Source organism: Nonomuraea aurantiaca, from assembly GCF_020215705.1.
GTDB lineage: Bacteria > Actinomycetota > Actinomycetes > Streptosporangiales > Streptosporangiaceae > Nonomuraea > Nonomuraea aurantiaca.
Genome location: NZ_JAIWNB010000070.1, coordinates 1 through 13205, shown reverse-complemented (window position 1 = coordinate 13205; position 13205 = coordinate 1). Strand labels below are relative to the sequence as shown.

Annotated in this window: 14 protein-coding genes; 1 reads left to right on the top strand and 13 read right to left on the bottom strand. The window is 64.8% G+C overall.

What is annotated here, in order from left to right; all coding sequences use genetic code 11:
• Nucleotides 1-135: 135 nt before the first annotated feature.
• The 12 genes from LDL49_RS55335 to LDL49_RS55280 all read right to left on the bottom strand — a co-directional run bounded on the left by LDL49_RS55335 (nt 136) and on the right by LDL49_RS55280 (nt 11390).
• Nucleotides 136-1137 carry an alcohol dehydrogenase catalytic domain-containing protein gene (locus tag LDL49_RS55335; RefSeq protein ID WP_225302997.1) on the bottom strand — a complete coding sequence of 334 codons (1002 nt, stop codon included), beginning with the start codon at nt 1135-1137 and terminating at the stop codon, nt 136-138.
• 20 nt (nt 1138-1157) lie between these two features.
• Complete coding sequence (locus LDL49_RS55330) at nt 1158-2264, bottom strand: thiolase family protein (RefSeq protein WP_225302996.1); 1107 nt, start codon at nt 2262-2264, stop codon at nt 1158-1160.
• Nucleotides 2261-2677, bottom strand: a complete 417-nt coding sequence (locus LDL49_RS55325; protein WP_225302995.1) for an ester cyclase — start codon at nt 2675-2677, stop codon at nt 2261-2263. The genes LDL49_RS55330 and LDL49_RS55325 overlap by 4 nt, the downstream gene beginning before the upstream one ends.
• Before the next feature lie 14 nt (nt 2678-2691).
• The gene (locus tag LDL49_RS55320; RefSeq protein WP_225302994.1) at nt 2692-4251 is read right to left on the bottom strand and encodes a long-chain-fatty-acid--CoA ligase; all 1560 of its coding nucleotides are present in this window, start codon (nt 4249-4251) and stop codon (nt 2692-2694) included.
• Nucleotides 4248-4658, bottom strand: a complete 411-nt coding sequence (locus tag LDL49_RS59705) for a carboxymuconolactone decarboxylase family protein (RefSeq protein ID WP_225302993.1) — start codon at nt 4656-4658, stop codon at nt 4248-4250. The genes LDL49_RS55320 and LDL49_RS59705 overlap by 4 nt, the downstream gene beginning before the upstream one ends.
• A complete protein-coding gene (locus LDL49_RS55310; RefSeq protein WP_225302992.1) occupies nt 4658-5830 on the bottom strand; it encodes an ABC transporter substrate-binding protein in 1173 nt (390 codons plus the stop codon). Before LDL49_RS55310 ends, LDL49_RS59705 begins: the two co-directional genes overlap by 1 nt.
• A 50-nt stretch (nt 5831-5880) precedes the next feature.
• Nucleotides 5881-6702: a branched-chain amino acid ABC transporter permease gene (locus LDL49_RS55305; protein ID WP_308016320.1), complete on the bottom strand. Its 822-nt coding sequence runs from the start codon at nt 6700-6702 to the stop codon at nt 5881-5883.
• Nucleotides 6703-6800: 98 nt separating this feature from the next.
• Nucleotides 6801-7682, bottom strand: a complete 882-nt coding sequence (locus LDL49_RS55300; protein WP_225302991.1) for a branched-chain amino acid ABC transporter permease — start codon at nt 7680-7682, stop codon at nt 6801-6803.
• The gene (locus LDL49_RS55295; RefSeq protein ID WP_225302990.1) at nt 7679-8398 is read right to left on the bottom strand and encodes an ABC transporter ATP-binding protein; all 720 of its coding nucleotides are present in this window, start codon (nt 8396-8398) and stop codon (nt 7679-7681) included. The genes LDL49_RS55300 and LDL49_RS55295 overlap by 4 nt, the downstream gene beginning before the upstream one ends.
• Nucleotides 8395-9102 carry an ABC transporter ATP-binding protein gene (locus tag LDL49_RS55290; protein ID WP_225302989.1) on the bottom strand — a complete coding sequence of 236 codons (708 nt, stop codon included), beginning with the start codon at nt 9100-9102 and terminating at the stop codon, nt 8395-8397. The genes LDL49_RS55295 and LDL49_RS55290 overlap by 4 nt, the downstream gene beginning before the upstream one ends.
• Nucleotides 9103-9105: 3 nt before the next feature.
• On the bottom strand, nt 9106-10536 hold the full coding sequence (locus LDL49_RS55285; RefSeq protein WP_225302988.1) for an aldehyde dehydrogenase family protein: 1431 nt from the start codon (nt 10534-10536) through the stop codon (nt 9106-9108).
• Complete coding sequence (locus LDL49_RS55280) at nt 10533-11390, bottom strand: amidohydrolase family protein (RefSeq protein WP_225302987.1); 858 nt, start codon at nt 11388-11390, stop codon at nt 10533-10535. Before LDL49_RS55280 ends, LDL49_RS55285 begins: the two co-directional genes overlap by 4 nt.
• A gap of 82 nt (nt 11391-11472) precedes the next feature.
• Here LDL49_RS55280 and LDL49_RS55275 point away from each other — a divergent pair, with 82 nt between their 5' ends.
• Nucleotides 11473-12120, top strand: coding sequence for a GntR family transcriptional regulator (locus LDL49_RS55275; protein WP_225302986.1), 648 nt, complete (start codon nt 11473-11475; stop codon nt 12118-12120).
• A 178-nt stretch (nt 12121-12298) separates the two neighbouring features.
• Here LDL49_RS55275 and LDL49_RS55270 read toward each other — a convergent pair whose 3' ends face one another.
• Nucleotides 12299-12760: a site-specific integrase gene (locus LDL49_RS55270; protein ID WP_225302985.1), complete on the bottom strand. Its 462-nt coding sequence runs from the start codon at nt 12758-12760 to the stop codon at nt 12299-12301.
• Nucleotides 12761-13205 lie beyond the last annotated feature (445 nt).

Here is a 13205-nt window from a genome sequence, read left to right as displayed (position 1 = left end):
GGTTTTCCTGTCTCCCGCACGATGCGCACCGCGCCCGCGCGGAACTCCGGATCGAACCTGCGTCTGGTCTCTCCCACGACCCAACCTTCTCCTTAGGTCAGATCTCCACGCTAGAAGGGGAAGCCCAGAATGACCTTAGCCGGCAGATCGGTGTGCGACGTCAACGACGATGCGCCCGAAGGCTTGGCCCGATCGGACCAGCTCGAAGACCGCCGGTAGCTCCACGAGAGGGAAGCGTGCTCCTACGATTGGATGTATTCGCCCCGCTGCCACTAGGTCGAGTGCCTGTGCGATCTCGTTGCGTGAGGCGTACCTGGTGCCTGTCACCGTCAGTTCACCCAGGATCAGGTCGATCGCGGGAATAGTGAGACGATCCGTGCCGCGTACTCCGAGCACTACAAGCGTGCCCCCGGGGGCGAGCGCCCGCATCGACTCGGCAAGCGTCTCGGTGTTGCCTACGCAGTCGATGACCGCCGCACAAGCGATCGGCCAATCGGACCCGTCCAGGACGAGATCCGCCAGTCCCAGCTCCGTCAAGGCTTTGCGCTTGTCCGCGTTCGACTCTACGGCTGCGACCCGCGCACCGACGGTGCGTGCCACCGCAACAGTGTGCACGCCCAGCCCGCCGCCAGCCCCGATGACCGCGACCCAATCGCCTGCGCGCGTCGACAGTCGCTGGTTCATCACATGGAGTGGTGTGGCGAGGGCGTCTGCCACGATACCTGCGTCGGCGAGCTCGACTTGTTCGGGCACGGCGACCAGGTTGCGTGCCGGGACACGGATCACCTCTGCGAACGCGCCGTCGATGGCGGCGCCGACAAAGCCGCCGAACGCCGTACAGAGCGTTTCCCTTCCATGTCGGCACCAATGACAGTCGCCGCAGGTCAAGTAGAAGCTGGCGGTGACCCGATCGCCTGGACGCCAGTTGCTGACGCCTTCACCGACCTCACGCACATGTCCGCTGAACTCGTGACCGAGCACCCGAGGAAAGCCGCCCCCAAGCGCGCCGGTACGGGCCATCTCCAGGGTCAGACCAGCTCCACAGGCAACCACGTCGACTGTGACCTCGCCAGGTCCAGGGGTGGGGACGGGGAGCCTGGTGAGCTCCGGCGCCCCCCCTGCCTCGGCGACCACCATAGCGGCCATGGTCTGCGTCATCATCCCGCCCCCTGCAGAAGAGTTCCAGTACCGATTCCTCCGCCGCAGCACATGGCCTGCAGCCCGTAGTCCGTGCTGTCGCTGAGGTGCCTGGCCAGCCGGAGCATCTGCCTGGCTCCGGATGCGCCGAAGGGATGGCCGATGGCGATGGCTCCGCCGTCCGGATTGACTCGTTCGGAGTCGGCGTTGATGGTGTTCTGCCAGGCACCGATGACCGTCGCGTACGCTTCGTGGAGTTCGAAACGCGCGATGTCATCTGGCTCCAGATCGAATCGCTCCAGCAGCCGGTTGGTCGCGACGAGAGGCCCCTCCAGCATTAGGTCCGGATCGACGCCCACGGTTACCGAGCCGCGGATCCATGCGAGTGGGCGCAGGCCGAGCCGTTCGCATGCGTCATCGGAAGCGACCACCACTGCGGCGGCGCCGTCGGAGAGCTGACTCGCCGACCCTGCGGTGACGATACCGTCGTCCTCATAGACTGGGCGTAGTTTCGCCATACGAGCCAGATCTGCGTCTGGCCGTATGCCGTTGTCACGGGTGATGCCCGCGATGGGAATGATCTCATCGTCGAAGCGGCCTTCCTCCCAGGCGGCAGTTGCGCGCTGGTGGCTTCGGAAGCCGATCTCGTCTGACTGCTCTCGGGTGACTCCGTACTTGCGTGCGATCCGCTCAGCCGCGACGCCCTGATTCGGCATGTCGTAGAGCTCGAGCTGGCGGGGGGAGAACGGATTGCCGTCTCCCCAAGTGGAGAACATCGGAGTGCGGGACAACGATTCGACACCGCCGGCGACGACGACATCGGCCTGTCCTGAGGCGACAAGCGCGGCGGCCAGGTTGACGGTCTGTTGCGAGGAGCCGCACACGGTGTCGATCGTGGAGGCGGGCACCTCGATCGGGAGGCCGGCGGCCAGCCAGGCGTTTCGGGCGATGTTGTAGGACTGATCGCCTCCCTGCTGGGTGCAGCCGATCAGCACCTGGTCCACGTCGACGATGTTGAGGGCGCTCAACACGGTCCCCAGCAGGTCGGCCGGGTGAATGTCGGCGTAGGCCCCACCTGCCTTGGCGAAGGGGGTCCGCATTCCGCCTGCGACGGCAACCTGTCTCATCGGATCTCCTCTCGGCCGAGCGCATCCAGGAGATCTCCTTTGCCGATCACCCAGCCCTCGGTCATCAGGCCTGTGTTGTCGAAGCGAAAAGTGTCTGAAAGCCACACCGAGTAAGGGCGGCCGGATGGCTGGAGCTCTCGGTAGGGACCGGTGTGTGTGCCGAAGAGGCGGAACAGCACCATGACCAGATCATCCTGGGCGACGGCGTACTTGATTTCGATCTTGCGGTCGGGGGACCAGACGTCGGCTTGGTTGATCACGTCAGCCCCAGCCGCGTGGCCTATCCGATTGGTCGTCCCAACGTTGACGTATACAGGCGAGATGATCTCGGGAACTGCGTCGAGGTCGTGGTTGTTGAAGACCTCGAGTAGCCAGCGGCGCGAGGTGGCCAGGTTACGTTGTGCGATGTCCATGGCAGACTCCGTGATTAGTTGACATTGCGGTCGACGTCGCGCCAGTAAGGTTCGCGGAGCACACCTTTGAGGTACTTGCCTGCTCCGGTTTGCGGCAACGGCTCGGACCTGATCTCCACGCTCTTCGGGCATTTGTAGCGGGCGATGAGGGTTCGGCAGTGAGCGATGATGTCCGCAGGGCTCGCGGAAGCGCCTTGGTGTAGGACGACGACAGCGTGGACCTGTTCTCCCCATTGCGAGGCGGGGATGCCGATGGCTGCCGCCTGGGCGATGGCTGGATGAGCCATGAGCGCGTTCTCGACCTCGGCCGAGTAGACGTTCTCTCCACCCGTGACGATCATGTCCTTGGCCCGGTCGACCACGAAGAGGAAGCCGTCCTCGTCGAGATAACCCATGTCTCCGGTGTGTAGCCAGCCGCCGCGCAGCGTCTGGGTCGTCGTCTCTGGTTGATTCCAGTAGCCCAGCATCACGTTGTCACCGCGGGCGACGATTTCACCGACTTGCCCCGTTGGTAGCACGGTGTCGTCGGATCCCATGATCTGTACTTCGCAGCCCATGGTCGCTCGCCCCGCGGATCTGGTTCGGCCGGCAGCCGAACCTTCGAAGACGTGATGTTCCGGTCCGAGAACGGTCAAGGTGGGGCTTGCTTCGGACTGGCCGTAGAGCTGAAAGAGCCTGGTCTGCGGCAAGACCTTCAGGGCCTGCTCCATCACCGCTTCGGGAATAGGCGACCCGCCGTACACGAGGGAGGTGAAGCTCGACAGGTCGTGTTCGGGAGCGGTGGGATCGTGGACCAGTAGGTCGATCATCGTGGGGACGGCCACGGTGCACGTGACATGATGCTCTGCGATCGCGTCGAGCACCGCGGGTGCGGTGAACCGGCTGACAATGGTCTGCTGGGCTGCCGCCAGCAGGGCCGCATAGGTTCCCAGGCCGTCGGCCATGTGGAACATCGGGGCCGCGTGGAGGTAGTTGTCGTTATGATCCCAGTGCACGTGGGCGAGGGTTTGCAGGGCACTGGCGAGCAGATTCCGGTGGCTGAGCGTGACGCCTTTGGACTGACCGGTCGTGCCACCTGTGTAGAAGATGGCAGCGGGTTCGTTATCGGTCCCGTCTATCTCAGGTATGGGCTGGGCATCGCGCACGAGTTCCTCATAGGCGAGCCAGCCCTGCGGAGGAACCAGCGCATCGACCGCGACGTAGTCGCGTACGTTGAGAAGCTTGTCCCGCAGCGACATCGCCATGCTGATGAACTCGCCTCCGACGAGCCACGTGCGCGCCCCGGAGTCGCTGAGCCAATGCAGGACCTCAGGTTGGGCGAGGCGGGTGTTGATGGGTACGATGATCGCGCCCGCCCACGGTGCGGCGTACATCGCCTCCAGATAGCTGTCGCTGTTGTAGGCCAAGATCGCGACCCTGTCGCCCCGCTCCACGCCCAAGGTGCGGAGGGCTGAGGCGAGCCGAGCGACGCGGTCGGCCAGTTTCTCCCAGGTGTGGGTGCGGTCGGTGAAGGTGGTCGCTGTGCGGGTCGGAGAGATCGCGGCCGCTCTGCGCAGCGCGCTGCCGATCCTCATTGTGGTCTCTCCTGATCGTCTCGTGACGGTGCGTCCTCTAGCACGGGTGTGATGGCGAGGCTGGCTGAGATCGCGCGCGGGAACCCTGCATAGATGCCCGCGTGCAGAACAGCCTCTCGGATCTGCTCTCCAGTCATGCCTGCAGCCAGAGAGAGAGTGGCATGTGCCCGCAACTGCGCCTGGGTATCGCCGAGAGCGGTCAGGCAACCCAGAGTGACGAGTTGTCGCTGTGTTGTGGTAAGCGTCTCGCGGATATAGATGTCACCGAAGGTGAAGGCGACGATGTGGTCGGCCAAGGCTGGATGCTCACGGCGCAGTCGCGTGATCAGCTCGGGGGTTTCGGTGAGCCCGAGAGCCTGGAGGTGTCGTGTTCCGCGCTGAAGGCGTTCATCGAAGTCCGATTGCATTAGCTCGCTCCGGGTTCCGCGTCGACGACCTTGCCCTGGGGAGTCCAGCTGGTGCCGTCGAAGCGGGCGATCTGGAAGGAACGTATGGGGCGTCCGGTCTTGGGATCGCCCTTCAGCGTGATGCCGGGTTGCAAAACGTCCAGGGACGTGGCGGGGAGGGTGTCCCAGGCAGCGAGCAGGGCGGTGGGCGTCAGCTCCTTGGCGGATTTGAGCGCAGCAACGAATGCCTCGCCGAATCCGTAGCCGTTGGCGACGATGATGTCCTCAGGGTTCGCCCCATCGCCGTGTGTGCCGATGATGGATCGGTAGTTACGGAGTCCGGGGTCGTTGGCCCATTGAGGATCAGCCGGGTCCTTCAACCAGAGTGCCGAGTAGACACCCTTCGCAGCGGCGCCCGCGGGTTTGAGGAACGAGGTGATGGAGCTGGCCCCTGAATAGAGGAACAGTGGCTTGGTCCATCTGGTCTGCGCCACATATTTGATCATCGAGATCTCTGCGGCGCCGGTGACAAGAGTGGCCATTGCATCGGTGGCCTCGTCCCGCACGGTGTTGACCTGAGAGGAGACATCGGTGTCTGTCGGTTCGTAGGTGGTTGTCTTGCCGAGGCTCGCGGCCCCGGTGCTCGTGTACGTTTCGATGCCGCGTTTGTAGTCGTGGCCGGCGTCGTTGTTGATCGTGATGGTGGCGATGTTGGCCTTGCCGCCTCCCGCGTTCCGCTCGGCCAGGTAGCGGGCGACGACGCGACTCTCCTGGCCGATGTCGGGCCACCAGCTACGGGTGTAGGGATAGGTGGCGACGTCGCTCAGCGCGGTCAGCCCGGCGAAACCGAACTGCGGGACCTTGGCCTGTTGCAGGTAATCGCGGGCGACGACCGGGGCTCCACCGAAGTCGATGACGGCGAAGACCTTCTCCTGCAGGACGAGTTCTCTGATGTTGGCCGCTGCCCGGGACGGGTCGTAGGCATCGTCCAAGGAGATGAGGCGGATCTTGCGGCCCGAAATCCCGCCGTCGGCGTTGACCTTCTTGAAATAGGCATTCATTCCGGTGGCCAGCGCACCATAAGAGGCAAGCGGTCCGGTCTTCGGGAACGTTCCGCCGAGCAGGATCTCCGTCGCGGAGACTCCCTGTTCGCCGTGCGTGTTCGAGGGACCGCCGCAGGCGGTGGCCAGCATGAGGATGGCTCCGGCCAAGGCGGCTGTGGGGGTAATTCTCATAGCAGCTCCTAGAAGCGGCGACGGGCGAGATTGAAGATGGTTGCGAGGCCATCACGGAAGAAGTAGACGGCCGCCAGCACCACCAGGGCGTAAACGATCTGCGGAGCCTGGCCGCCCATACCTGAGGTGAGGGCGGGTACGAAGACGAAGAACAGCGCTCCCACGATGGGACCGGTAGCCGATCGCAACCCACCGACGACGGCGGACACCAGCAGGGTCACCGACAGCATGACGGTGAAAGTGTCGGGAGTAATGGTCCCGACGACGCTGAGGTAGAGGCCCCCAGCGAGACCGGCCACCGCCGAGCTGATTGTGAAGGCCAGAGTCTTGGTTGCGGCGACCCGGATGCCACAGGTGACGGCCATGGCTTCGCTGGCTTTCACCGCTGCGAACCTGCGGCCGAGCGCGGAGCGGCGGAGCCAGGTGTAGATGAGGAGCACCGCCACCAGCGTCAGTGCCGACATCAGGTACGTCGACTGACTGGGCGTAAGCCCCGGCATCAGGAGGTCGGGAGGCGGTGGTGTGATGCCGAGCGGCCCACCGGTCACGTCGCCGAATCGCTTGAGCAACGGGGGCAGTCCGATGGCGAGCGAAAGGGTGACCAGCGCCAGATAAAGACCGCGGATCCGCAGCGCAGGCAGGCCGATGGCCGCGCCCAAGACGGCACACGCCACAGCTGCGGCGGCGATGGCGATCGCGTACGGCAGCCCGATGTGCTTGACGAGGAGTGCGGTCGTATACGCACCGACGCCCATCAGCGCACCGTGCCCGACCGATATCTGCCCGGCATCGCCGGTCAGGAGGTTGAGGGAGACCAGGAGGATCGCCACGCAGGCGACTCGGCCGAACTGGAAGCTGTGGAAGCCGCTAAGGAACAGGGGCAGTGTGACCATGGCGGCCAGGCCCGTGACGCGCAAGGACGTCCGCATCACACACGCACCGTTCCGCGGCGCGTAAAGACGCCCTCTCGGGTTACCGACAATGTCAGCACGATGAGGAGGAGGGGGATCATCAGCCGTAGATCGTCGCCTACCCCCGGCAGATATGCGCCGGCGAGAGCTGTACCTATGCCGACGATCAGTCCGCCGGCCACGGCGCCCGCGCGGCTGTGGAAGCCCCCGAGAGCGGCGGCGGCGAAACCCAGGAGCAGGGTAGAGCTGTTCACATCGGGGGAGAGCCCGGTTACGGGAGCGCTGACCGTTCCTGCCACCGCGCCAATGGCCGCCGCTACGCCCCAGCCGATGGCCAAGGTGGCCGCGAGGTTGATCCCGGACAGCTGGCTGCTTTCTGGAGCAGCCGCCGCTGCGCGCATCCTGAGTCCGATCGAGGTTTTGCGAAACAGTATCGTCACTGCCGCTATCGCGATCACGAGCAAGACCACTTGTGCGAGCATCTGCGCGGTAAAGACAACGTCGGCGATTGTGTACGCGGCCTCTCCGAACGGGCCGGCGAGGCTTTTTGGGAGGAAGCCCCAAATGGAGCCGATCAGCGAGTCGGCGATCAGTAGTAGGCTCACGGTGACGATGAGGATCGACAGCTCGTCCGCGCGCTGGACCGGGCGGATGAAGATCTGTTGCACGGCGAAGCCGAGGAGGAATGAAACCACCGTGCTGACGACGAGGGCGCCCCAGAAAGGCAGCCCCCAGGTGGTCAGCTGCCAGCTGAGATACGCGGACACGGTGGCGAATTGGCCTTGTGCGAAGTTGAGAATCCCTGAGCCCTGATAGACGACGGCCAGCGCGAGGGCGAGCCCGCCGATGACGAGGCCGGACACCGCACCGGTCACCACGGTTTGCATGAGCGTGTTCATGGCGCACCACCACCGAGATATATGGCTTGAATGTCGGGGGAATCCGCCAGCTCGGCCGCGGTGCCTCGAGCACGGATCACGCCGGAACCGAGCACGATCACCTCGTCGGCGATGGCGAATCCCAACCTGGTGTTCTGCTCGGCGATAAGCATGCCGAGGCCGTCCGTGGCGAGGGTTTTCAGCGCGGTGAAGATGGTATCGACAACGATCGGGGCGAGTCCCTGGCTCGGTTCATCCAGGAGCAGCAGACGCGGGCGACCGATGAGGGCCCTGCCGATGGCGAGCATTTGCTGCTGCCCACCCGACAACAGCTGGGCTGGTCGGTCCAGCATTCCGGCCAGGTCGGGGAACAACGTCAGCACCTCATCCAGTCGATCGTCGCCGGATCGCCGCTTGCGTGCGGCGATAGCGCCGACGCGCAGGTTCTCCGCTACGGTGAGTCCCGGGATGGTGCCGCGGTCCTGAGGTACGGTCCCGATGCCCGCACGAGCGATGGTGTGGGGCCGGGCGGTGTCGATTGGTCTGCCGTCCAACAGGATCGATCCTTGACGGCGCACCGTTCCGTTGATGGCGCGGCGCAGTGTGGTCTTGCCCGCGCCGTTGGGGCCCAGAAGAGTGACAACCTGGCCGGGCCGCACGTGAAGATCGATGTTCCAGAGGGCCTGGACTTTGCCGTACCACGCGTTGACAGCCGTGAGCCGCAATTCGGCTGTCATGTCATGGCTCCAAGATAGGTATCGATCACTTCTTGCTGGGACCGGATGTGAGCAGGGGTGCCCTGAGCCAGCAGGCGGCCCTGGGCGAGTACGATCACGTGCTCGGCCCAGGTGGACACGAGCTCCATGTTGTGCTCGACCAAGACGGTGGTGGTCCCGGTGCGATGAGTCTCGGCTATGACCGCTTCCATGAGCTGGTGCGCCTGCGCGTGCCCCAGCCCTGCCGCCGGCTCGTCCAGCAGCAGCACTCGGCCGCCGCGAAGCAGCGCCCTGGCGATCTCTACGAGCCGACGCTCGCCGTGTGGCAGGGCTGCGGCCTTCGTCGTGCTCCGGGCAACGATTCCGAGGCGGTCAAGGAGCTCGACGGCGGCCTTCTTCTTGCTGCTCAGCACCCCGAGTAGGACGTTGTCGAGGACGCTGAGGTCGTCGCAGAGCACCGGAGTCTGGAACGTCCGAGCCACCCCTGCCGCCGCGCGCCGATAAGCGGGCAGCGCGGTGATGTCCCTACCGGCCAGATGAATAGTCCCCGTCCCCGCCACGAGGCCGCAGATCAGGTTCAGCAGTGAACTCTTACCTGCGCCATTCGGGCCGATGATCGCCGTCACGCCCTCAACGGGGATGTCGACGCCCAGATCGTCCAGCGCGGTGACGCCCGCGAATGCCACAGTGCATCGGCGTAGGGACAGTACGGCAGAGATACTCATCAGCTATTCCTCGCGCATCACATCGTCGGCCGCGAACCAGCGCGGCACATCAGTCAGCCCGCTGGGGAAGCGGTAACTCTTGCTGCGCCCGAAGGCGAGCAGCGTCTCCGGAGCGTGCTCGCGGCCGTAACCTGACTCGCGGTTGCCGCCGAACGGCGTTCCCAGGATCGAGCGGTGGTAGTTGTTAACGAAGACGATCCCCGCGTCCAGTTGCTGGGCTACGCGCCACGCGGCTTCCGCATCGCGGCTATAAACGCTTGCGACGAGGGCGAAGGGCGTCCCGTTCGCAATCTCGACAGCTTGTTCCGCCGTGTCGAACGGGATGACACACGCCACCGGGCCAAAGATCTCCTCCTGGGCAACCCGCATCTCAGGAGATACCTCTGTCAAGAGGGTCGGTGGAACCCAGTACCCTCCGGAGAGCTCAGGATCATCCGGAACCGCGGCCTGAGCAGCGATCTTGGCGCCTTCGGCTTCGGCGATCGTCAGATACTCGAGCACGCGCCGCTGCTGTTGGGCACTGACCAGCGGTCCCACATGTGTGGTGGGATCGAACGGATGACCGACCACCAGCCGATGCACTGCACCTGAGAGCCGGGTGACGAACTCGTCATGAATCTCGCGGTGAACGAGCAACCGCGAGGCTGCGGTGCATGCCTCGCCCTGGTTGTAAAACGCTCCTTCGACCGCACCTGCGACGGCGGCCGAGAGATTTGCGTCCGCCAACACCACGAGCGGGTTCTTGCCGCCGAGTTCCAAGAGGGCAGGTGTCAGATTGTCGGCAGCGGTACGCGCCACCGCGCGACCTGCCTCCGGCGATCCCGTGAAGCTGACCTTTCGCACCAAGGGGTGGGCTACCAGAGCCGATCCGATCTCGGCGCCTCCGCACACCACATGGACCACGTCGTCCGGCAGCCGCTCTCTGATGATCTCGACGAGCCGCAGGACGGAGGACGGTGCCTGCTCGGGTGGCTTGAGTACCACGGCGTTGCCGGCGGCCAGCGCAGGAGCCAGCTTGCCCGCCGTGTGGATCGGTGGCCAGTTGAAAGGCAGGACACCTGCGACCACGCCGAATGGGTCCAGCGTGGTGAGCGAGATGATCGACCCATCGTGCCGTGCCCGGCCTGGTGGGTCGGCCAGCAGACCGGCGAAATACTCGAATGAGGAGATACACATCTCGACGTCGAACCAGCGCGCCAGGGTGAACGGCTTCCCCACCTCCTCGGCTTCCAGCTTGGCGATCTCATCGGCCCTATCCCTGATCGCCGCAGCCACCGCATGGAGCGCACGGGCCCGTTCGACGGCGGGCCGTCGGTGCCAGGAGCGCCAGGCTCGATCCGCGGCCCGAACGGCGGCATCGACGGCGCGTTCATCACTTCCCTGCAGCGTGCGCAGCGGGTGTCCCGTCGCAGGGTCAAAGATCTGAAGGTTCATCGCACTTCCCTGAAAAGGTCGGCGGCTCGCTTGATTTCGCCACGGAATGGAGCGTCAGACCCCAGGACGATCCGATCCGCCCCAAGGACAGAAGCTCCATAGCGCAGGGCATCCATGTCGAAAACGGCGCTGTCGAACCGGATTCGCCGTCGCAGATAATGGCGAATGTCATGAGCTGCCTCGGATCGGACTTGATCCTCCAGCCGCTTGAGCACCAGCGGCAATACGCCGCCAAGGTGGCAGAGGATCATCTCCAGGTGTGGTACGTCGTCTAGCGTTCCGGAAGCTATGAGCCGGACGACGGCTGCAGTCGTCGCCACGGGCGCGGACAGTGCCGAACCGAGTCCCCAACCCTCGAGTATGGGGCCGATCGGCTCCACCCCTGGATGTACGAGGAGCGGCACTCCTAGGTTCGCCACCTCTCGCAGAACAGGGCGGAAGGAGGCCGCCTCCAACTGCGGACCTGACACCTGGACGTAGACGATCACGGCGGGAGGCTCTGGCCCTACTTGAGCGAGCACTTCTTCACATGCATGGGGATGAGGCACCGGCAACAGCGGGACGGGTTTCAGCCGATCTCGGTATCGGTCGAGCTGCTCGACAAGGAGCTCATTGAGCTCCAAGGCGTGGCGAAGGGCGTCTTGGACGCTTTCCTCCACCACTCCTGGCGGAGGAAAGCTGACCCAGCTGACATCGACACCTGCGGCGTCCATTTCGCGTAGTAACGCATCGCTGCCATAAGTGACGGCTTCGAGCCATGGAAGCGATGCGGCGGCGGCGGGCTGGGCCGCCTGGGACCGAAGGTAATCGAGATATCGCTGAGTAACGAGGTGCGTATGCACATCGGTCAACATGGCTAGAAGATAGACTATAGTCTTTAGGACTTACAAGAGTGTGTTACGCTCCGATTTCCTCGATCATGGAAAGGGTCCACGCATGAGCGCTCCGCGGCCGCTCAAGCGCCGCAGTGCCGTAGATCTGGTGCTCACCGAACTTCGGCGCGCGATCGTTCACGGTGACCTGCGTCCCGGGCAGGAAGTCGTCGCCACTCAGCTCGCGGCGGATATGGACGTCAGCCACATTCCTGTACGCGAGGCTCTCCGCGTGCTTGCGAACGAAGGGCTGATATCGCTGCGCAGCCAGCGCAAGGCGCTCGTCGCCCCGATTGACATCGGAAACCTGCGCGACACATACCGGTTGCGCATCCTGGTGGAGGGTGATCTGATCGAGCGCGCGGCCCCCCTCTACACGGACGACGACCTGCTGAGGATCAACGAGCTGTTCGGCGGCATCGGATCAGACGACAGCGAGGCGGACCTCGATGTTCATGGTCAGTTTCATCGCGCACTCGTCCTACCGGCCGCATCTGAGTGGGATCTACGTGTCCTCCAGTTGTTGTGGGTGGCATCGGAGAGATATCTTCGGCTCTTGTTCGCCAATTTCGCCCCCGGGGACGCGCAGCGCGAACACAATCAGATGCTCGATGCCGCCTCTCGTCGTGACGGTCCCGCGCTTCGTGAGGCTCTTACCAAGCATCTGAACCGCGGCATCGAGATCCTGCAAGCCGCACGTGCCGAGAAATGATCCTGCTTGCGCGGCCTACCGGTCTGAGTCCGTCGCTACCTGACCGAACTCGGTCGGCGCGGACTTGATGGCCGGGCAGGCCCGGCAGCTGCGTGCCCAGGCGGAGGCCTAGATTAGAGGTCCTAACAGAAAGATCAGCGGACGAGGCGTCGCCAGCAGATGATCGCCGCGGCAAGCTTCATGAAGGGGGACAGACCAAGTACGAGAGAAAGGGGCAGTGTCCTCGTCCCGTCTGGGAGAAGTCGCTGATCAGTGGGTACGGCGGCGGGGTGCAGGACCTCGGTGACCTTGGCGATGGCTTCTGCGCCGGGTTTGACGTAGCGCATGGCGGTGCGGGGGTTCTTGTGCCGGTTTTGCCCATGATGAGCTGCAGCGGTACTTCGGCCTCGCCGAGGTGGGTGGTGGCGCTGTGGCGCAGCTGGTGCAGGTCGAGGCTGGCGTACTTGTCCAGCAGGACGCGGGCGCGGTCGTGGCCGAGGCGGGCGCGGCCGGTGTGCGGGCAGATGTCGACGGCGGCCGGGCGGCGGGCGGGGACGGGGCGGCGTTCGGACAGGAACAGCGGGCCGTGCGTGCGGGTGCTTCCGTCCGGGAGTCGGAGGAGGCGGGGCAGCAGATGGGCGGTGCCGCGCTCCCAGTACACCCATTCGACGCGCCGCCCTTGGAGCGGATGGGCGCGCGCCGGTGCTCCAGGTCGAGCTCCTCGACGTTCAGCGCGAGGATCTCCGCAGCCCGGTCGGCGGTCTCGTACAGCATCCGCCACAGCGTTTTCTCCCGCAGGGGGATGTCGCGGCGTGACAACAGCCGGTGGATGGTGGTCTTGGCCACGGCGCGGGTCTCGTCGGCGTTCTCTTTGCGGTGTTCAGACGCCCAATCCGGAACGAAATGTCACGCCAAGCCGTTTCCGCCCGGCCCGCTAACGCGACTTTTCGTTCGTATGCTGCTCACCCCCAGGTCGCCGCCTGAGCGACCTTATTGGGTAGTGTGACTATCTGGCTGGAGTTTGGAGGCACGGATGGTACAGGTCGTGACAGAGGAGGCCTCGGCCGAGGCCCGCGGACGGCGAAGCCCCGATGAGACGGCGCTAC

Bases quoted from the DNA above. Each gene is read 5' to 3' on its own strand.
- LDL49_RS55335 (WP_225302997.1), bottom strand. From the start codon at position 1,137: ATGGTGGTCGCCGAGGCAGGGGGGGCGCCGGAGCTCACCAGGCTCCCC.
- LDL49_RS55330 (WP_225302996.1), bottom strand. From the start codon at position 2,264: ATGAGACAGGTTGCCGTCGCAGGCGGAATGCGGACCCCCTTCGCCAAG.
- LDL49_RS55325 (WP_225302995.1), bottom strand. From the start codon at position 2,677: ATGGACATCGCACAACGTAACCTGGCCACCTCGCGCCGCTGGCTACTC.
- LDL49_RS55320 (WP_225302994.1), bottom strand. From the start codon at position 4,251: ATGAGGATCGGCAGCGCGCTGCGCAGAGCGGCCGCGATCTCTCCGACC.
- LDL49_RS59705 (WP_225302993.1), bottom strand. From the start codon at position 4,658: ATGCAATCGGACTTCGATGAACGCCTTCAGCGCGGAACACGACACCTC.
- LDL49_RS55310 (WP_225302992.1), bottom strand. From the start codon at position 5,830: ATGCTGGCCACCGCCTGCGGCGGTCCCTCGAACACGCACGGCGAACAG.
- LDL49_RS55300 (WP_225302991.1), bottom strand. From the start codon at position 7,682: ATGAACACGCTCATGCAAACCGTGGTGACCGGTGCGGTGTCCGGCCTC.
- LDL49_RS55295 (WP_225302990.1), bottom strand. From the start codon at position 8,398: ATGACAGCCGAATTGCGGCTCACGGCTGTCAACGCGTGGTACGGCAAA.
- LDL49_RS55290 (WP_225302989.1), bottom strand. From the start codon at position 9,102: ATGAGTATCTCTGCCGTACTGTCCCTACGCCGATGCACTGTGGCATTC.
- LDL49_RS55285 (WP_225302988.1), bottom strand. From the start codon at position 10,536: ATGAACCTTCAGATCTTTGACCCTGCGACGGGACACCCGCTGCGCACG.
- LDL49_RS55280 (WP_225302987.1), bottom strand. From the start codon at position 11,390: ATGTTGACCGATGTGCATACGCACCTCGTTACTCAGCGATATCTCGAT.
- LDL49_RS55275 (WP_225302986.1), top strand. From the start codon at position 11,473: ATGAGCGCTCCGCGGCCGCTCAAGCGCCGCAGTGCCGTAGATCTGGTG.